Source organism: Faecalimicrobium dakarense (assembly GCF_000499525.1).
GTDB lineage: Bacteria > Bacillota > Clostridia > Peptostreptococcales > Peptostreptococcaceae > Faecalimicrobium > Faecalimicrobium dakarense.
In genome coordinates this window covers 1-18749 of the sequence record NZ_HG529399.1, presented here as the reverse complement: position 1 = coordinate 18749, position 18749 = coordinate 1, and the positions used below count along the sequence as shown (strand labels likewise).

Below are 18749 nucleotides of genomic sequence, written 5' to 3'. Positions count from 1 at the left end.
TTATTCTCAACTTGTTGTTGATTATGTTTTTTGTCCTTGTCTTTCGGACAAGTATAACTATATCATCTTAAATATATATCGTCAACACTTTTTTAAAAAGTTTTTTATATTTTTTAATAATTTTTTATTTTAATAGTTATAAATCTTAGCTATACTTGTCCACTAAAATTACTTCTTATACATTATTGTTGCTCTATTTTCATACTCTGTATGTAAATTACTATCATAATTTAATTTAGCTGTAATATTAACTAGATGTCTATTTTTATTATGATTTACTTTTACATTTTCATATCTTCCATCATCAGAGTTATCTTTTAAATAGTTTCTTAATAATTCTTCTCCTGATTTTTTATCTGCATTATCATATATATTAAAATAAGCAGAATCTGCAACTTCAAGAGATAGATTATAACTACCATCTTCTAATTTATTTCTTTGTGCCATTATGTTATCCATACTATTTTACCTCCTACTTAAAAATAAACATATTTATATTTAAGTTCTCCATAATAAGAATTTTTATTTAAAATAAATTAAATTTTTATTATTTATATCTATTTTAACAACTTGGCCTTCTATAAATAGATTATCATTGCTGATAGCTTTTAAAATATAATTATTTAAACTTATATCATAATAAGTTTTGTCTCCTGCATACCTCTTTTTGATTATTTTTCCTGCAACACCATCTTTACATTCTTCTTTTAATATGTTTATATTTTCTCTTGGTATCATAACTTCAATATCATTTATATTCTCATTGCTTTCTAATCCAAAGTCTATAATACTACTTCTAAACATTTTGTTTTCTAAATTTCCTTTTATATAATTTCTTTCTCCAAATATATTTGCCACTTCTTTACTATTTGGACTTTTATATAAATTATCAGGTGTATCAAACTGTTTTATCTTCCCATCTAACATGACAGCTATTTTATCACTCATCATTAATGCTTCTTCTTTATCATGAGTTACTAATATAGTTGTTATATTTAGCATTCTTTGTATATCTAATACAAATTCTCTCATTTCATTTCTTAAGTTTATGTCTAAGTTTGAAAATGGTTCATCTAATAATAGTATTTTAGGGTCTATTGCTAAGGCTCTAGCTATTGCTACCCTTTGCATTTGACCTCCTGATAATTCTGAAGGATACTTTTTTTCATACCCATTTAGCTTTACTAGTTCTAATAATTCTTTAACTTTCTTATTTATTATGTATTTTTTTCTTTTTTATTTTTAGACCAAATGCTATATTGTCATATACATCCAGGTGAGGAAATAACAAATAATCTTGAAATACTATTACTGCATTCCTATTCTCTATTGGTATATTAAGCACAGATTTATTATTAAATAGTATATCTCCATCATCAGGTTCTAAAATACCTGCGATTATCTTTAATGTTGTACTTTTCCCACATCCAGATGGACCTAGTAATGAAATTATTTGTCCTTGCTCTATATTTAAATTTAAATCATCTAAAACTTTTACTTTATTGAAATATTTAGTAAGTTTTACAACTTTAACTGATGACATAGTGTTCTCCTTATATTTAAATTAATCAAATAGCATACATTTATCATCTATAATATTTTTTTATGCTACGTTCAGTAAGAATTAGTACAATCAAACTTACAATTATAAAAACTAAACTATATAAAGATGATATTGTTCTGTCTCCACTTTGTATATAAGGGAACATAATCATTGGATATGTTTTCACAACTCCTCCGCCAATAATAAGAGTTAGAAAATATTGGCTAAAAGATATTATAAAACACATACTAGATGCACCTATTATTCCCGGCATTATTAAAGGTATAGTAACAAATCTTAATGCATCAAGTTTATTTGCCCCTAATACCCTTGCTTGTATTTGAAATTTATCTCCTATTAACATATATACATCACTTATTATTCTGACAGCATAAGGAATACATGGTAGTAAATTTATGACTATTACACCTATTAAAGTATTTGCCATTCCAAACTTTATAAATACTATATGAATTCCCATTGCAACTGAAATTGTAGGAACTATTACTGGTGATAAAATAAGCATTTCGAAAAACTTTTTTCCTCTGAATTCATATAAAGAAAGTGCTCTAGCTGCTGGTATGCTTAATAGTATTGTTATAATTACTACTATAAATGATATGAGTATACTATTTAATAAAACTTTTAAATTCTCTATATTTAAAATATATTCTAATCCTCTAAGAGAATAATTTCGCGGCAACAAATTTGGATATACCCATGAATTAGTAAATCCCCAAACTATTAATATTAGAAGTGGCAAAATTAAAAATATAATACTAAAATCTATAATTAATATTTTTATCTTTTTATTCATATTATCACCTACAATTTATATAATTTTTTAAATATTTTGTTGTATATAACAAGTATAATGATACTTAATGTAGATAGTATAACATTAATACTCATAGCAATTGGCCTTTGCGCTAAATCAGAACTAGAGTAACTTATATAAGCCTGAACTGATAATGTTTTTGGTGTTGATGGCCCAATTAAAAATGGTACCTCAAATGATCCAAATGAAAAGGCAAACAGTATTAAAAATGATGATAATATACTAGGCATGACAAGTGGTAATATTATATGTCTAAAAACTTGTACTTTACTTGCTCCTAAATTCATAGCTACATTTTCCAATCCATCATTTATGTTTTTTAAAATATTATATGTTGTTATAGCTGTAAAAGGCGCTCCCTTCCATATGTACACGAGAATTATACCTATGCCATTTTTATCTGATACCATATTAATAAATTGTGATGAATCTTTTATAATTCCCAGATTATATAATATTCTTGAAATAATACCACTTTGTGAAAATATCATAAAAATAAATGTAACTACCACTATATGAGGAACTATTACCGGAAGATTTAATATGTTTTTTCTTATTCTAGAATATCTAACCTTAGATAAAATATAAGCTATTATAACACCTAAAATAATTGATAAAGATGATGAAATAAAAGAAGTTTTTATTGTAAATATAAAAGATTTTAAGAAAGTTTCATTTCTTAAAATCTCTTTATAATAATCAAGTGTAAAATTATTAAGTCCTATTTGAGGAAAATATCCCAAACTTTGGTAAACAGCATTTAGTATACCTACACCCATAATAAATACTACTGTAATACTTATGGGTGCAAGTAATAAATAAGGCTTTAATTTATTTTTCACTTTCTAAAACCTCTTCAATCCATATTTTTTCTATTATAGGAACTAGTCCTGCCTTTAACTCTGGAACTGATTTTTCTATTATTATAGAATCACTAAACTTAGACTTTTCTTTATCATTGATTTTATCAATATCTAAAACTGTAGTATCACCCCAGTTTTCAATATTAGATTTAGATGATTGTGACTCTATACTCATTAAATAATCAATTAAAACCATAGCACCTGCATGGTTTTGTGAGCTTTTAGGGATAGCTAAAAAATGAGTATTGCTTATATTTCCCTTATCAAATTCAATTATTTCAGTATCTTTGCTAAATTCTCCACTGTTTACTCTACTCATAACTCCATTTGGTGAATATGTCATGTCAAAATAAACTTCATTGTCCGAATACATATTATCTAGCTGAGAAGCTGTTTGTGGATATGTTTTTCCTTTATTCCACAAGTATGGTTTTATCTCATTTAAATAATCAATTGCTGGCTTAATTGCTTCTTTAACTTTTTCTTCATCTTCCGGTAGATTCTTTACATTATCATAACCTACAATATCGTATATTACATTTCTTACAAATGCGCTTCCTGTGAAATCTGGTAGTGCTGGATATGTAAATTTACCTGGATATTTCTTTATTGCTTCTTTTAGATTTTCTGTATTAGTTATAGCCTCATTTATATTAGATGAATTTTTTATAACTGCAAATTGAGCTTTTCCCCAAGGAGCTTCCATTCCATCTACATTTGTTCCAAAATCTATATTTACACCTTCAGATTTTATATCAACATAGTTTTTATAATTAGGTAATTTCTCTACAAACGGACCAAATAATAAATCATTATCTTTTGCTGTTTTAAAGTTTTCTCCATTTATCCAAACTACATCAATAACTCCTTTAGAGTTGTTTACTTGCTTCTCCGATAGTAATTGGTTAAGTATATTTTCAATATCCATACCTATTCGTTTTACTTTTATATCATACTTTTCCTTCATCTGAGGTATAACCTCTGTGTCAAACCACTTATTCATTACCTCATCGCCACCATATCCATAAAAGTTTACAGTGCTCCCTTTTGCTGCTTTAAGTATTTCTTCATAGCTGCTATTTGAAATGTCTATATTGCTTACTAATTTATTCGAACATCCAGCTAAGCTTATTGTTAATAATATACATAGAAATATTAAAACTCTTTTTTTCATGTATTTATCTCCCTTAATTTAATATTTTTTTAGCTTCTAAAGCCCTTTGAATTGCTGTTATTAAAATCATTAATGAAAATATATTTATTATTATAGCTAAATAGTTTGGTAGAAGTATCATAAGAGTAAACATTATAAACCCTTCACTCCTTTCAGCCACTCCAGCTTGATAGTAAAAAGATTTCATTCCTTTTTGCTCTGTTAACGCTCCTACCGTTAAAAATATGGTCATGGACATAAGTATGCTAACTGCTAATACTATCAAGTTAATTCTTACATCAACATATTTAATTCCTATAACTAATATAATAGAAACTTCTACGATTCTATCAAAAGTAATATCCATAAGAGTTCCAAATGCTGAAGTTGTATTGCTTTTTCTTGCCATTGCTCCATCTACAGCATCTAAAAAACCTGATAGCCAAAGAAGTATTACTGCTACTAGTTCCATATCAAAATATACAAATATAGAAGTTCCTATGCCAATTAAAAGTGCTAATACAGTTACATTATTTGGTGTTAATTTAAATTTCAAAAAAAATTCAGCTCCCCCATCTATAATTGGGTTAACATATTTTCTTGCATGAGTATCTAGCATTTAATCCTCCTGTGCTTTATTTACATTCTTTAATATAAATTTATTTTTTAAAACTATTGATATTAATATAAGTAATATTAGTGCTCCTATTGATATATAAAAACTATTACTTCCTATATCTAATGATTTAGCTCCAATATTAGTAAATACTAAAATACCTGGTATAGTCCCTAAAAATGTAGCTAATAAAAAATCCTTATATTTTATACTAGTAAGCCCTGATCCATAGCTTATTACATCAAATGGGAATAATGGTATTAACCTAAGCAAAAATACTATTATAAACCCTTTTTCATTTATCATAAGCTCTATATTATCTAATTTATCTTTAGTAAGCTTTTTTACTACACGTCTTCCTAATCTTCTAGATATATAAAAAGATATACTTCCACCTATTAATGCTCCTATTGCTGTATAAATATATCCTTTAAATAAACCAAATGCTAATCCTCCAGCTATAGCTAGTATTGAATCAGGAAATAGAGTAAGTGGAACTAATGCAAACATTATAATGTACGCTACTGGTGCCATAGTTCCAAATGAATTTACATATGATTTAACATCATCTATACCTATATCCATACTAAAAATTTTATATACTATTAAGCCCAAAATGATAATAACAATTAAACTTAAACTATACTTTAATAAATTATTTTTACTTTCATTCATACTAAAATACCTTTCCTTTTTTATACTATAATTTATTAGCTTGTAAAGTTTTTTTAGCTAACTTTATTCCTTTATATCTTGTACTCCATTTTTTTATAGTAGACTTTTTATCTTGAGTAAATTTCTTTTTATTTATAACATCTTCATTAAACATGAAATCTAATATATGTAGGGTTTGCTTTTCTACACTTAGCATAGACTCGCAACAAGCCTCACAGTATGTTACTATATTTTCAGTTTTTGCCTCATTAGCTCTTTTTCTAGTTTGCTTGTTTGCTAATTCTTTATTAGTTACTTTGACCATACCTCCAGATCCACAGCATTCACTTTTCTCTTTATTCTTATCAAACTCTACAACCTTAACTCCTAATGACTCCAGTATATAACGAACTGATTCATGTACCTTACTTTCGTTTCTCACTGGACAAGGGTCATGAAGTGAAAATCCTAGATTTACATCTTTATAGTAATCTTGTAACTCTTTAGGTACACCATATTCCTTTATCACTTCCCAAAGTGTTCTAACTTTTACATTTTCGCTATGGCTTCCTATTGTCTTAAAACAATTTGGACAAGCAACTATAACCTCATAAATATCATTTTCATTGAACATAAAATCTAATTTACTATAGTATTCATTAAATTTATCCATATCTCCCATTGATAGTGTTGGCTTTCCACAACATTCAAAAACTAATGATATATTATCTATATTGGACTTTAAATAATCATAGGTTTTTAATACTATATCTGAGCTATAACTTGATAAGCTACATCCCGGGAAAAATATTTTTTTACTAGTTTTGTTAATAAACCGCTTAGAAAAAATAGGCGAAAAGCTATTTGTTTGATGAAATTTTACTGTCTTATATCCAATATCATCTATAATATTTAAATTATTTTCAAAAATATCTTTTCTTATATCATAAAACATATTTTTTAAATTTATATCCTTTGGACATTTTATTGTACATACATCACATAGCATACATGAGTACGGAATTTTTTTATCTATCATTCCATTATCTATAATTGATTGTAGTAATTCTTTAGGAGATGAGCTATACTCTTTCATCATAGGACACGAGTTAAAGCAAATTTTGCAATTAATACAGTTTTTATTATTCTCATTGACATCTTTTAAGACACCTTTACTTAAATCTATTTTATGCATATAGCACCCCCTATACTTTTAAAAACAAATGGATTGATATTAATATACCAATCCTATTTAATGTCAGTATTTATTTTTGTTTAGATTGCCTTTCATTATATATAGTCTTAATCATATATATAAATATGCTGATAGCAAATAGTGTTAGTATTCCTAGCATCATCAACTTTGCTCCTCCAGTAAGCATGCCACCTACATAAGAATAAACTATTGTAGCCGGTAATTGTCCTATACCTGTAGCTATAAAAAATGAAGTAAAACTTATTGAAGTAAGACCTGCTGCATAGCTTACTAAGTCAAAAGACATAAATGGTAAAAGTCTAGCTATTAATATAGTATGTTTTCCATATTTATCAAAAAATTCATCTACATTTTTAAGGGCAAATTTACTAGTAAGTTTTTCAACCGTATCTCTTCCTAAAAACTTTGCTATATAAAAGCATAGCATTGCTCCAGTCATAGCACTAATCCATGATAATATCGCTCCATTTATCCATCCAAATAATGCGGCATTTGTAAATGTTATTACAAATGAAGGAAGAGGAGCTGCTATGGATTGAAGTATCATAAGTAAAAATGATATTATTGGAGCCCATATCCCAAATGACAATATATATTCTTTTAATCCTTCTAGGTCTAGTGCAATAAGGTAAGACATCATCTTGTTTATAGGTTGATTTATTACTGGTACATATATATAAATTATAATTGCAATCAATATTACTAGTATGGTAATCCAAAATGATTTATTTTTTATTATTTAAGTTACTTATAATAACGCACTTCCTTTAACTTATTTTTATATAATATATGTTATTTTAATGTCTAAATTAAATTATACCAAATATTCTATTATTTATTTTATAGATAATAACTATATACTTAACCTCAATTATATTTTTTTCTATGTAACAAAAATATATGCTATTTATAAAATAAAAAGAGTGCCATATGGCACTCTTTTTATATTCCATCATCTGAAAATACTACTGTTTTAGCTTGAGGTCTTATACTACTAATGCCTGCATCTTTTATTGATTCGCTATCAATATCACATCCTAAAGATACCATCATAGTAGCTTCAACAAGCATCGGTAAGTTAGTTCCACAAAGTACTTCTACATTCTTATAATCTAAAGTCAATTCACTACTTACTTTAAAAGGTGTCCCTCCTACTAAGTCAGTGAATATATATACATTACCATCAGCTTCTTTTACAAAGCTTTTTATTTCTTCTTTTAACTTTTCTGGAGATTTTTCCTCTGTAAAATCAACAGATTTTACAAAGTCATGATTTCCAACTATTAAGTCTAGGCTAGTTGTAAGTCCAGACCCAAACTTTCCATGTCCTGTTATTATAATCATTTAATCCTCCTAGAATTTAAATACTCCTATATACGCTCCTATTAATCCAATCACTACTAATACTAATATATTAACTAATGGAGATACATTTTTCTTAACTAAACCATACATACCAAATGTTACTGCAAGTGGTAATAAGCAAGGCATTATAGAATCTAATATTGATTGTAAATCTATTGTCCCAGACATACTTAAAGCTTCTGGTGTAACTAAAGTAATGCTTACATATGAAGCTATTAAAGCTCCTACAACTATCATACCAAGTATTGTAGCTGATCTTGTAAATTCTTTAGCATTTTTAGTAAGTTTAGTTATTCCTTCAACTCCTACTTTATATGACCAATGCATAAGGCCAAATCTTAAACCTAAGTGAACTACATTAAATAATACGAAGAATATAATAGGTCCTAATATACTACCTTGAAGAGAAAGATTAGCTCCTATACCTGCTGATATTGGTAATAATGTAAACCAGAATATTGCATCACCTATACCACCTAAAGGTCCCATAGCTGCAACTCTTAAAGCACGTATAGTTTGAACATCTGCCTTCTTTTGCTCAAGAGACATTATTATTCCCATAACAAATGTTATTAAGAATGGATGACAGTTGAAAAATTCCAAGTTATGTTTCATTGATGTTGATAAATCTTCTTTATTTTTGTGTATTTTTTTAAGACCTGGAAGAATAGAGTATAACCATCCACCAGCTTGCATTCTTTCATAGTTAAATGATGCTTGTAAAAACATTGATCTCCAAGCCATTTGGTTTAATGTTTTATTGTCAAGAGTTTCGGCTTCGGTTTTATCAATATACTCCCTTTGACCTCTCATTGCTTCTGTATTAGATGCCATCTCCTATACCTCCTCCTGTATTTTTAGTTTTCATACTTACGTGGAAGTCATAAACTGCTGCAGCTATACCTACTATAGCTATAGCTAATAGTGGTAATTTTCCATATGCTACTAATACAAAACCTAACATCATAAATAATGCATATTCTTTACTTAACATAACTTTAAGTAACATTGCAAATCCTAGTGCTGGCATCATCTTACCAGCTGCAGTTAATCCATCCCATACCCATACAGGTAATGCAGTTGTTAATGTTTCACCTATCGCTTGACCTGCTAATAGTCCAGCTAAAACTATTAAAGCAAAAGATACTGCTAATATACCCATCGCCATATAGTTAACTTTGTCTACTCCTCCTGGATTAGCATTATCAGCAGCTTTATCACATAGTCCCATTAAAGGTGACATTACTGTAAATAAAGCAGTAACTGCATATTGACCAAGCAATGCAAATGGTATTGCAAGTGGTAATGCAGCTGAAGTATCAAGACCTGATTGTATTGCAAATACTGTTGCCATTATTCCACCTATAACTGCATTTGGTGGTTGAGCTCCACCTACTGGCATTGCCCCTATCATCATAAGTTCATAAGAACCACCAACTATAAGTCCTGTTTGTAAATCCCCCATGATAGCTCCTATTATCGGTCCAACTATTATTGGTCTATACAAAGACTCTAAAAAGTTGAACTGGTCTATTGCTGCTATCATTGTCACTAATAAAATAAGACCAATTTGGATAAAACTTAATTCCATAAAAACTTACCCCCTTATTTGAATAATTCATCTATATTCTCAGCAGATTCACTTGGAACTCTCCTGATTTCTAGCTCTACTCCTAATTCTCTAAGGCGTTTAAATGCAGCTACATCTCTATCATCTACACACACAGCTTTTGATACTTGTCTTTTTCCCTCTGCCATATGCATATTTCCTATATTAACTTTTTTTATAGGTACTCCACCCTCTACTAATCTAACTACATCTTGTGGATTTTCACATATTATAGCTATGTGTTGAGCATCACTTGCTCTATCAATTATATTTATAGTTTTTTCGATTGAAAAATATCTTGTTTGAGCAAAACTCGGTGCTGCCATATCCATAAGCCCCTGTCTAAATTCATTAGTTGAAACTTCATCATTTGCAACTAATAATAAATTAGCTCCAACACTTGAAGACCACATTGTTGCTACTTGACCATGGATTAATCTGTTATCAATTCTTGTTAATACTATATTTGGCATAATCTCCACCCCTTGTTAAAAATTTTTAGAAATCGTTTTCTTTTTATTTTTTCTTCGTTGATTATAACTTAATTGTAGTTCTCTACTAAGTGAATGTATTTGTAATTTTATCCTTTCGCTTTATAATTTTGTGTTAATTTTTTAAGTTATTTAAGTTATTTAATCATTGACTTACTTTAATAAATTATATGAAAATAAATTTGACTTTATAATAAAAATTTGACTTTATAATGAAAATTTTAAATTTATAATTTTTCACATAAAAAATAAACAAATGAAAGAGGGTACCGTAAAATACGATACCCTCTTTCTATAATAAGCTAAAATTAATCATTTAAATAAGTTAGCTTGATAGCATGTCTATCAGTTATTGGATTTTTTTCACCTCTACCAATCTTAAAGTAATCACTTTTGTCAGGAAGGATAGTTAAAACCTCATCCTTGAAATCCACATTCTCAAAGTCCATAGTATATGGTTTTAAATTGTCACCCCATCCTGAATAAAAAACAACTTTATCTCCATCCATAAGTACTACCTGAGATACATCATCACTTTCAGTAATTCTATAAAACTTATATCCTACAGTATTATATATTTTTTCTCTTGGGGTACCTGGCTTAAATGCATATCCCTTGTCCCATTTTAAAGAACTTATTTTTGATAAACTTATTTTTTCTCCTAATTTATCGCCTATTTCGTATATCCCCATATTAAGCTCTACCATATTATCAAATAATTTTTTAAAAGTTTTTTACTTTCCTCAAACTGAGTTATATCACTAGACTTATCAACAACATTCCAGCCCTTTTTAGTTTTTTCCAACTTAAAATTAATTTTTGAAATGCACTCACCATGCTTACCAGGCTCTGTAACTATAACATTTTCACCAGACTTATTTTTATAATCATTTTGTTTAATTTGAACATGATTATGCCCTGCAACTATTGCATCAATGTCATCGACTTGTTGAGCTAAATCTTGTATCCTATTTCCTGGATGTTTTGGCTTTTTAGGCTTTTCTCCTGTATGTGCAACAGCTACTATAACATCTGCTTTGTCTTTTTCTTTCATTACCTTAACCCACTTTTTCGCATCTTCTACCAAGTCATTCATGTATAATTCACCATTATACTGTTTCTGATCCTTTAGTTCTAAAGATTTAGTAGGTACTAATTTATCTTCTACCCATTCTTTACTTTCTCCAACTTCTTTTATCGTAAGACCTAGTATACCTAATTTTATATTTCCCTCTGGAGTTTTAATTTCTTTTATAATATAAGGTTTTGTGTAGCTCTCTCCATTTTTCTTATAAGTATTTGCTGATAAAACACTTATTCCTTGTTTCTCAAAATCATCTATCATATTATCTAAGCTAGATTTATCATTAGATACAAACTCATGATTTCCAAGGGTTACAGTATCATAACCAGCTTCTTTCATTTCTTTTGCAAGAGGTATTTCCCTATGCTTAGCCTTTCCATTTTGCATATCCTCATAGCTTTCTTCAAAGAATTTTTCCATATCTTCAGATGTTCCAAATTCCCTATCTACAAAATCCCCTGCATCTACTAAAGTTATATTTTTATCTTTCTTTTTTTCATTTTCTACATATGAATTTAATTCATATGGTATTACACCATGTAAATCAGTAGTTGCAAGTACATTTACCTCTGTTATTTTTGTAGATGTACATCCTCCTATTAATAATGTGGATATACCTAATACTCCCCCTAATATTTTCTTTTTCATAAATCCCCTTGTTCCTTTCGCTTTTTATATCAATTATACATCTAACTTATAAATATTTACATTTTAAGTTTGTTTATATTTTAGATGCTTTTTTAAATTTGGAGCTCCTATATTGTCACCTAAGCTAGTTAAATAAAAAAATACCCAAATTAAAATTTATTTTAACTTGGGTATTTTTTATTTATTATATTTTAAGATGCTTCGCCTTCTTCAAACTGACTATTATATAGGTCAGAATAGAATCCTTTAGCCTTTAATAATTCTTCATGACTTCCTTGTTCTATTATATCTCCATCTTTCATTACTAAAATAATATCTGCATTTCTAATAGTTGATAGTCTATGTGCTATTATGAAACTTGTTCTACCTTTCATAAGATTTTCCATAGCTTGTTGTATTAAAACTTCTGTACGTGTATCAACTGAACTTGTTGCTTCATCTAATATTAATATTTTAGGGTCTGAAAGTATAGCTCTAGCAATTGTTAATAATTGCTTTTGTCCTTGAGATATATTGTTTGCTTCTTCATTAACTTCAGTTTTATATCCTTCTGATAAAGTTTTTATAAAGTGGTCCGCATGTGCTAATTTAGATGCCTCTATGACTTCTTCATCTGTTGCTTCTAACCTACCATATCTTATGTTTTCCATCATACTACCATTAAATAACCATGTATCCTGTAGTACCATACCAAACATATCTCTTAAATCATTACGAGTAAAGTCCTTAATATCGTGACCATCTACTAATATTTTACCACTATTTAATTCATAGAATCTCATAAGTAGCTTAACAACAGTTGTTTTACCTGCACCTGTCGGTCCAACTATTGCAACTTTTTGGCCAGGCTTTATTTTAGCTGAGAAGTCATTTATTATTATTTTATCTTCATCATATCCAAAATGAACGTCTTCAAATTCAACTTCACCTTTTACATTTTCACTAGATAAAGGATTAGTCGTATCTTTAGCTTCCTCTTCTTCTTCTAAAAATTCAAATACTCTTTCTGCTGCTGCTGCTGTGGCTTGCATAACATTAGATATTTGAGCTGTTTGTGCTATAGGTTGCATAAATGATCTTGTGTATTGTATGAAAGATAGTATATCTCCAACTTGGATAGTTTTCTTTATAGCAAGATATCCACCCATTATAGCTACTATAACATAACCTAAGTTACCTATAAATGTCATTATTGGCATCATCATTCCTGATAGGAATTGAGATTTCCACGCTGAATTATAAAGTTTTTCATTTATCTCTTCAAATTCATTTATAGCTTTTTCTTCTCCATTGAATGCCTTCATTATGTTGTGTCCACTATAGATTTCTTCTACATGACCATTAGTGCTACCTAAATATTCTTGTTGTTCTTTAAAGTATTTTTGTGATCTTTTTACTACTAACATTATAAATATTAATGAAAGTGGTATTATAACTAAACTTGCAATAGTCATGCTCACACTTATTGATAACATCATTATTAACACACCTATAATAGTTGTAGCTGCTGTTATCATTTGAGATAAAACTTGATTTAAGTTTTGACTTATTGCATCAACGTCATTAGTTACTCTAGATAAAACTTCTCCATTTGTAGTTTTATCAAAGTAATTTAAAGGTAATTTATTAATTTTTTCTGATATTTCTTTTCTTAAATTATAAGATACTTTTTGTGATATATCTGATGTTACAAATGTTTGGACAAATGAGAATAATGCACTTATAACATACAATACTACTAGCATTGATAATACTCTTCCTATATATCCAAAATCTATACCATTTCCTGAGCCACTTATTTTATTAACTAAGCCTTCAAATATAGCTGTAGTTGCATTTCCAAGTATTTTTGGCCCTACTATATTAAATGCTGCACTACCTATTGCAAATATTACAACAAGTACCATCGCCATTTTATACGGTTTTAAGTGTTGTATTAACTTTTTCATAGTACCTTTGAAATCTTTAGCTTTACTTACTCCTGCCATTGCTCCCATAGGTCCACCTGGGCCACCTGGTCCCATTTTTCTTGAATTACTCTTTGGATTCATTTTATAATTCCTCCTTTGAAAGCTGAGATTGAGCTATTTGGTTGTATACTTCACAACTTTTAATAAGCTCTTCATGTGTCCCAATTCCTACCATGTTACCTTCATCAAGAACTATTATTTGATCTGCATTCATAATAGTACTTACTCTTTGAGCAACTATAAGCATTGTACTATTGTGTATCTCTTCTTTTAATTTTTTACGAAGGGCTGCATCAGTTTTTAAATCTAGCGCTGAGAAACTATCATCAAATATTAATATCTTTGGATTTTTTGCAAGAGCACGAGCTATAGAAAGTCTTTGTTTTTGACCTCCTGATACATTCGTACCACCTTGCGATATCTCAGTTTGGAATTTATCTGGTTTATTATCTATAAACTCCATAGCTTGAGCTATATCAGATGCTTTTTCTAACTCATCTTGACTTAAGTTTTCCACTCCATATTTTATATTACTTTCAATTGTTCCTGAGAATAATACTCCTTTTTGTGGAACATATCCTATCTCATCTCTTAACTCATGTTGATTTATATCTTTAACATTTACACCATTTACTAATACTTCACCTTCAGATACATCAAAGAAACGAGGTATTAAGTTTATAAGTGTTGACTTCCCACTACCAGTACTTCCTATGAAGGCTGTTGTTTCACCAGGCTTTGCCACAAAGTTTATATTAGTTAAAACATTATGTTCGGCATCTGGATATTTAAATGAAACATTTTTAAATTCAACGTTTCCATATTCTTCTTTGTTAAATTCTTTAGGATTTTTAGGATCATCTATAACTACATTAGTTTCTAAAACTTCTCCTATACGTCCAGCTGATACAGATGCACGTGGTAATATAACTGATAGCATTGTTAACATTAAGAATGACATTATAATTTGCATTGCATATTGTATAAATGCCATCATATCTCCAACTTGCATATTCCCAGCATCTATTTGATGAGCTCCTGACCATACTATTATAACTGTTATTACATTCATAATAAGCATCATAGTAGGCATCATTAAAGCCATTATACGATTGACGAATGTATTTGTTTTTCTAAGCATTTCATTTGTTTCATCAAATCTCTGTTCTTCAGTTTTTTGAGTACCAAATGCACGAATAACTAACATTCCTGTAAGTGATTCACGTGTTACTAAGTTTAATTTATCAACAAGTTTTTGAACTATTTTAAATTTTGGTATTGCTAATGCAAATAATACACTTACAAATGATAATATAGCCACTACTGCAACACCTATTATCCATGCCATAGATGTATCAGTATTTAATATCTTAATTACTCCACCTATACCTAGTATTGGAGCGTAAAATACCATTCTAACTAATAAAACCATGAATGTTTGTATTTGTTGAATGTCATTAGTACTACGAGTTATTAAAGATGCAGTTGAGAATTTATCAAATTCTGTATTTGAAAATCCTACAACTTTTCTAAACACATCTTTACGAAGGTTTTTACCCATTCCTGCTGCTACTCTAGCTGCTAAAAATCCTACAGTTACTGTTGCTGCCATACTTATAAGTGCTATACCTAGCATTTTAGCTCCTGAAGTAAGTATGTAATTAGTTTGTAGTTTTTCTGTATCTATTCCAATTTTTTCATATTCATTTTTAACATAGTAAACCGATGATTGTGTTAACATATTTTCATCTAAATTTTCTAATTTTTCATCGATTCCTTTTTTCATTTCATTTATTTGATTTTGTGGCATTTTAGGAATAACCGACCAGATATCCATACCTTTTGGAATATTTGGTATTGCTCCTTCTTTATTTGCCATATCGATTCCTGAAACTCTCATTATCGATTTACTCATTATTGAATTAAGTTCGTCTATAGTTTCCTCATCTTTTGTTTTTAAATCATAAATATTTTTATCATTTTCTGATAAAACATAATTTTTTTCGATCTTACTTTTTTCACTATCTGTCATGAAAATCATAAGTTTGTTTAATTCGCTTTTACGAATTTCCTTTGGTACTGCATTTTCTATACCATTTTGCTGAATACCAACGTTAACAATTTTTGATGTATAATCTGGTAATGAAAGATCACATACTGCTTGCACAACTAAAAGCGCAACTACTGTTATAATTGATAACACAAATGGTTTTAAGTACTTAAGAACTTTAAACATTAATCACTCCTCCTCCACATTGTTAAATATTTTTAATAACTTAAATAATTTTAAATTATAAATTTTACAATTTGATAAAATTTGTTGTATAATAGTTAACATAGTTATATTTTTTAATAGTTATACTTTTGAAATATTATACTTTTTAAGTATATATGTTTTTAAAAAAAAGTCAATAATATATATTATTTTCTTGGTCACTAAATTTATTCTATTAATTTATACTAATAAATGTCACTTATATTTTTTATGGAGGATAAGGTAAATGAATGATACTAAGCTAGAAAATATAGTTCAAAACTTTATAGCTATAATGCCATTGTTCAAAAAAAATTATTTACAAAAAATGATTGTAATCTTTCACCTGATAAATTAAATCATTCTCATTTTCAAATAATGGCTGTTTTAAAGGAAAAAGGAATGTTGCCTATATCGGAAATTGGTAAGAAACTTCTAATTTCTACACCTAATATGACTAAGCTTCTTAATAAGCTTATTGATGAGGAAATGGTTGAGAGAATTCCAGATAAGAAAGACCGTAGGATTATTAATATTGAATTAACACAAAAAGGTCACGAATATCTAGATGAAAAGTTTAAACATGCTCAAGATGCTTTAAAAGTAAGACTTTCAACTTTATCAGATAGTCAACTTATTAAACTTGGTACATCTTTAGAAAATTTAAAAGATGTCTTAATGGAATTAAGCTCAGAAGAATAGTTCTGAGCTTAATTTTGCATATTATTATTTTTATTATCTTTATTAGAATTAGATACATTATCTAAAGCAGTAGATTTTCCAAAATAATATCCAATTACCATACTAAATACTGGTATAAATTGGTCCTGTGTAATTTTTCCAATTATACTTAAATAGCAAAAAACAACTGTCAATAATAATGCAATTGTTTTTCTAACACTTGAAAAGCGCGTCCAAAAATATTTTCCTGTATTTTGAGAATTTTTCAAATTTTTTCACCTCTTTTAATACATTCTATTCTGGACTAGCACTTAATGTTATTTACTTTTCCTTTATTCAACATTAAATACTGATATTTCTGGTATATTCATTAATCTAAAAGGTGATCTTGTATTCCCTAAACCTGAATTAACATATAACTTCATTCTATCGTTTATTTCATAGAAGCCTTTCGTATATTTCTCTCCAAATGGAGGTGTAATTATAGCTCCTATAAATGGAAGCGCTACTTGACCTCCATGGCTATGACCGGCAACTGCTAAATCTATATTTGAATCTTTAAATTCACTAATTAAATCCGGTTCATGCAACATTAATATATTTACGTCATTGCTATTTGTCATTTTTATTATAGATTTTGCATTTGGCTTACCGAACATAACTTCATCTAAACCTGATATAGTAATATTTTTATCTTTACTTACAGAAATAGATACTGTTTCATTTACAAGTACTTTAAATCCTGAGTCAGTCATTATATTCTCATAATACTTATGTCCTCCACTACCATAATCATGGTTACCCCATACTGCATACTTACCTAGTTTAGGATTTATATTAGACATTATTGAAGTTATCTTATCTATATCTTTATATTTACTTGCTTTATCAATTAAATCGCCTGTAAATAATACAATATCTGGATCTTGTCCATTAATTTTATTTACCGCTTTTTCTAATTGACTTAAAGAATAAAATTCACCTAGTTGAGTATCTGTAAATTGAACTATTTTTATATTACTCGATTCTTTATTTTCATTGATATGTATATTGTAATTTCTAGCTATTAGCATATTGGGTTCTATCTTTGCCATGTAAACTAAAAGTAATGTTGCAAATATTATTGTTATTAATATAAATGTAAAAATTTTTTTTATTATTTTCATATCTGTCACTTCTTTCTATTTTTGTATAATTACATTTTATACTAAATAAGTTACATTTAGATTATCAATATGAATTAATTTAATTAAATTTTTGATTTATCCACAGATGAGTTAAAATATAATATTTTCCAATATAAAAACTATCCTTTTCAGGATAGTTTTTGAATACGTTTTCATAAAATTGTCCACAATTTTCAGACTTATCTACATATTTTTGTTAACTTAGCAGTATTTATATGTGTTTTATCATAAATTTGATTACTTCTACTACCTCATATTCTATTAAACTAAAGATCTTATGCACAACATGACTTTTAGGAATATTTGCAACATCTTCTTCAATCCACGTTCTTACAATAGTATCTTCACTAGAATCATACTCGATATTTAAATTAGGTGTATCAAAATCCTTTATACTAACTTTAAATATATAACTTTTATCTTTTATAATATCACTATTTTTTTCTATGTATTCTATTATCATTTTTCTATTTTCAAACTTTGTTTCCATATTTAACTTATCCTCCTTAAGATTTATATTATACATTTTATCCATAAAACAGATATATTATAAAAAAGGTATCAACTATTTTAATTA

At 28.1% G+C, this 18749-nt stretch carries 22 protein-coding genes; 1 reads left to right on the top strand and 21 read right to left on the bottom strand.

The features are described 5' to 3' along the window. Positions 1-168: 168 nt before the first annotated feature. From BN899_RS14240 to BN899_RS14165, 18 genes are all read right to left on the bottom strand, one after another. Positions 169-459, bottom strand: coding sequence for a hypothetical protein (locus BN899_RS14240; protein WP_042276701.1), 291 nt, complete (start codon positions 457-459; stop codon positions 169-171). Positions 460-522: 63 nt separating this feature from the next. Further along, complete coding sequence (locus BN899_RS14235; RefSeq protein ID WP_278244995.1) at positions 523-1218, bottom strand: ABC transporter ATP-binding protein; 696 nt, start codon at positions 1216-1218, stop codon at positions 523-525. Then, positions 1211-1543: an ATP-binding cassette domain-containing protein gene (locus tag BN899_RS20195; RefSeq protein WP_278244994.1), complete on the bottom strand. Its 333-nt coding sequence runs from the start codon at positions 1541-1543 to the stop codon at positions 1211-1213. The genes BN899_RS14235 and BN899_RS20195 overlap by 8 nt, the downstream gene beginning before the upstream one ends. 43 nt (positions 1544-1586) lie before the next feature. Further along, complete coding sequence (locus BN899_RS14230) at positions 1587-2360, bottom strand: ABC transporter permease (protein ID WP_042276699.1); 774 nt, start codon at positions 2358-2360, stop codon at positions 1587-1589. 8 nt (positions 2361-2368) lie between these two features. Continuing rightward, complete coding sequence (locus tag BN899_RS14225) at positions 2369-3223, bottom strand: ABC transporter permease (protein WP_042276696.1); 855 nt, start codon at positions 3221-3223, stop codon at positions 2369-2371. Continuing rightward, complete coding sequence (locus BN899_RS14220; RefSeq protein WP_042276694.1) at positions 3213-4418, bottom strand: ABC transporter substrate-binding protein; 1206 nt, start codon at positions 4416-4418, stop codon at positions 3213-3215. Before BN899_RS14220 ends, BN899_RS14225 begins: the two co-directional genes overlap by 11 nt. Before the next feature lie 13 nt (positions 4419-4431). After that, positions 4432-5016 (bottom strand): CDP-alcohol phosphatidyltransferase family protein, encoded by a 585-nt coding sequence (locus BN899_RS14215; protein WP_042276692.1) that lies wholly within the window; start codon positions 5014-5016, stop codon positions 4432-4434. Further along, positions 5017-5598 carry a TVP38/TMEM64 family protein gene (locus tag BN899_RS14210; RefSeq protein ID WP_242824202.1) on the bottom strand — a complete coding sequence of 194 codons (582 nt, stop codon included), beginning with the start codon at positions 5596-5598 and terminating at the stop codon, positions 5017-5019. Positions 5599-5713: 115 nt separating this feature from the next. After that, the gene (locus BN899_RS14205; protein WP_042276687.1) at positions 5714-6862 is read right to left on the bottom strand and encodes a (Fe-S)-binding protein; all 1149 of its coding nucleotides are present in this window, start codon (positions 6860-6862) and stop codon (positions 5714-5716) included. A 70-nt stretch (positions 6863-6932) separates the two neighbouring features. Beyond that, positions 6933-7580 (bottom strand): TVP38/TMEM64 family protein, encoded by a 648-nt coding sequence (locus BN899_RS14200; RefSeq protein ID WP_242824201.1) that lies wholly within the window; start codon positions 7578-7580, stop codon positions 6933-6935. Positions 7581-7825: 245 nt separating this feature from the next. Further along, on the bottom strand, positions 7826-8227 hold the full coding sequence (locus BN899_RS14195; protein WP_042276683.1) for a PTS sugar transporter subunit IIA: 402 nt from the start codon (positions 8225-8227) through the stop codon (positions 7826-7828). Between the two features lie 9 nt (positions 8228-8236). Continuing rightward, positions 8237-9082, bottom strand: a complete 846-nt coding sequence (locus BN899_RS14190) for a PTS system mannose/fructose/sorbose family transporter subunit IID (RefSeq protein WP_042276680.1) — start codon at positions 9080-9082, stop codon at positions 8237-8239. After that, positions 9072-9839, bottom strand: coding sequence for a PTS mannose/fructose/sorbose/N-acetylgalactosamine transporter subunit IIC (locus BN899_RS14185; RefSeq protein ID WP_042276678.1), 768 nt, complete (start codon positions 9837-9839; stop codon positions 9072-9074). Before BN899_RS14185 ends, BN899_RS14190 begins: the two co-directional genes overlap by 11 nt. A 14-nt stretch (positions 9840-9853) precedes the next feature. Then, positions 9854-10330, bottom strand: coding sequence for a PTS galactosamine transporter subunit IIB (gene agaB, locus BN899_RS14180; RefSeq protein WP_042276674.1), 477 nt, complete (start codon positions 10328-10330; stop codon positions 9854-9856). A gap of 326 nt (positions 10331-10656) precedes the next feature. Continuing rightward, complete coding sequence (locus BN899_RS19900) at positions 10657-11040, bottom strand: hypothetical protein (RefSeq protein ID WP_242824200.1); 384 nt, start codon at positions 11038-11040, stop codon at positions 10657-10659. Positions 11041-11048: 8 nt separating this feature from the next. After that, positions 11049-12080 (bottom strand): metallophosphoesterase, encoded by a 1032-nt coding sequence (locus tag BN899_RS14175; protein WP_242824199.1) that lies wholly within the window; start codon positions 12078-12080, stop codon positions 11049-11051. 191 nt (positions 12081-12271) lie between these two features. Continuing rightward, positions 12272-14131, bottom strand: a complete 1860-nt coding sequence (locus tag BN899_RS14170; RefSeq protein ID WP_042276671.1) for an ABC transporter ATP-binding protein — start codon at positions 14129-14131, stop codon at positions 12272-12274. A gap of 1 nt (position 14132) precedes the next feature. Beyond that, a complete protein-coding gene (locus BN899_RS14165; RefSeq protein ID WP_042276669.1) occupies positions 14133-16286 on the bottom strand; it encodes an ABC transporter ATP-binding protein in 2154 nt (717 codons plus the stop codon). Positions 16287-16682: 396 nt separating this feature from the next. Here BN899_RS14165 and BN899_RS14160 point away from each other — a divergent pair, with 396 nt between their 5' ends. Beyond that, complete coding sequence (locus BN899_RS14160) at positions 16683-17006, top strand: MarR family winged helix-turn-helix transcriptional regulator (RefSeq protein WP_081712277.1); 324 nt, start codon at positions 16683-16685, stop codon at positions 17004-17006. An 8-nt stretch (positions 17007-17014) separates the two neighbouring features. Here BN899_RS14160 and BN899_RS14155 read toward each other — a convergent pair whose 3' ends face one another. The 3 genes from BN899_RS14155 to BN899_RS14145 form a co-directional block, all read right to left on the bottom strand. Continuing rightward, positions 17015-17254: a hypothetical protein gene (locus BN899_RS14155; protein ID WP_042276667.1), complete on the bottom strand. Its 240-nt coding sequence runs from the start codon at positions 17252-17254 to the stop codon at positions 17015-17017. A 63-nt stretch (positions 17255-17317) separates the two neighbouring features. Continuing rightward, positions 17318-18151, bottom strand: a complete 834-nt coding sequence (locus BN899_RS14150; RefSeq protein ID WP_042276665.1) for a metallophosphoesterase — start codon at positions 18149-18151, stop codon at positions 17318-17320. 232 nt (positions 18152-18383) lie between these two features. Next, positions 18384-18662: a hypothetical protein gene (locus tag BN899_RS14145; protein WP_042276662.1), complete on the bottom strand. Its 279-nt coding sequence runs from the start codon at positions 18660-18662 to the stop codon at positions 18384-18386. Positions 18663-18749 lie beyond the last annotated feature (87 nt).

Excerpts from the sequence above, each read along its gene's own strand:
- BN899_RS14240 (WP_042276701.1), bottom strand. The coding sequence starts at position 459 with ATGGATAACATAATGGCACAAAGAAATAAATTAGAAGATGGTAGTTAT.
- BN899_RS20195 (WP_278244994.1), bottom strand. The coding sequence starts at position 1,543 with ATGTCATCAGTTAAAGTTGTAAAACTTACTAAATATTTCAATAAAGTA.
- BN899_RS14230 (WP_042276699.1), bottom strand. The coding sequence starts at position 2,360 with ATGAATAAAAAGATAAAAATATTAATTATAGATTTTAGTATTATATTT.
- BN899_RS14220 (WP_042276694.1), bottom strand. The coding sequence starts at position 4,418 with ATGAAAAAAAGAGTTTTAATATTTCTATGTATATTATTAACAATAAGC.
- BN899_RS14215 (WP_042276692.1), bottom strand. The coding sequence starts at position 5,016 with ATGCTAGATACTCATGCAAGAAAATATGTTAACCCAATTATAGATGGG.
- BN899_RS14210 (WP_242824202.1), bottom strand. The coding sequence starts at position 5,598 with ATGGATATAGGTATAGATGATGTTAAATCATATGTAAATTCATTTGGA.
- BN899_RS14205 (WP_042276687.1), bottom strand. The coding sequence starts at position 6,862 with ATGCATAAAATAGATTTAAGTAAAGGTGTCTTAAAAGATGTCAATGAG.
- BN899_RS14195 (WP_042276683.1), bottom strand. The coding sequence starts at position 8,227 with ATGATTATAATAACAGGACATGGAAAGTTTGGGTCTGGACTTACAACT.
- BN899_RS14190 (WP_042276680.1), bottom strand. The coding sequence starts at position 9,082 with ATGGCATCTAATACAGAAGCAATGAGAGGTCAAAGGGAGTATATTGAT.
- BN899_RS14185 (WP_042276678.1), bottom strand. The coding sequence starts at position 9,839 with ATGGAATTAAGTTTTATCCAAATTGGTCTTATTTTATTAGTGACAATG.
- agaB (WP_042276674.1), bottom strand. The coding sequence starts at position 10,330 with ATGCCAAATATAGTATTAACAAGAATTGATAACAGATTAATCCATGGT.
- BN899_RS19900 (WP_242824200.1), bottom strand. The coding sequence starts at position 11,040 with ATGGGGATATACGAAATAGGCGATAAATTAGGAGAAAAAATAAGTTTA.
- BN899_RS14175 (WP_242824199.1), bottom strand. The coding sequence starts at position 12,080 with ATGAAAAAGAAAATATTAGGGGGAGTATTAGGTATATCCACATTATTA.
- BN899_RS14170 (WP_042276671.1), bottom strand. The coding sequence starts at position 14,131 with ATGAATCCAAAGAGTAATTCAAGAAAAATGGGACCAGGTGGCCCAGGT.
- BN899_RS14165 (WP_042276669.1), bottom strand. The coding sequence starts at position 16,286 with ATGTTTAAAGTTCTTAAGTACTTAAAACCATTTGTGTTATCAATTATA.
- BN899_RS14160 (WP_081712277.1), top strand. The coding sequence starts at position 16,683 with ATGGCTGTTTTAAAGGAAAAAGGAATGTTGCCTATATCGGAAATTGGT.
- BN899_RS14150 (WP_042276665.1), bottom strand. The coding sequence starts at position 18,151 with ATGAAAATAATAAAAAAAATTTTTACATTTATATTAATAACAATAATA.
- BN899_RS14145 (WP_042276662.1), bottom strand. The coding sequence starts at position 18,662 with ATGGAAACAAAGTTTGAAAATAGAAAAATGATAATAGAATACATAGAA.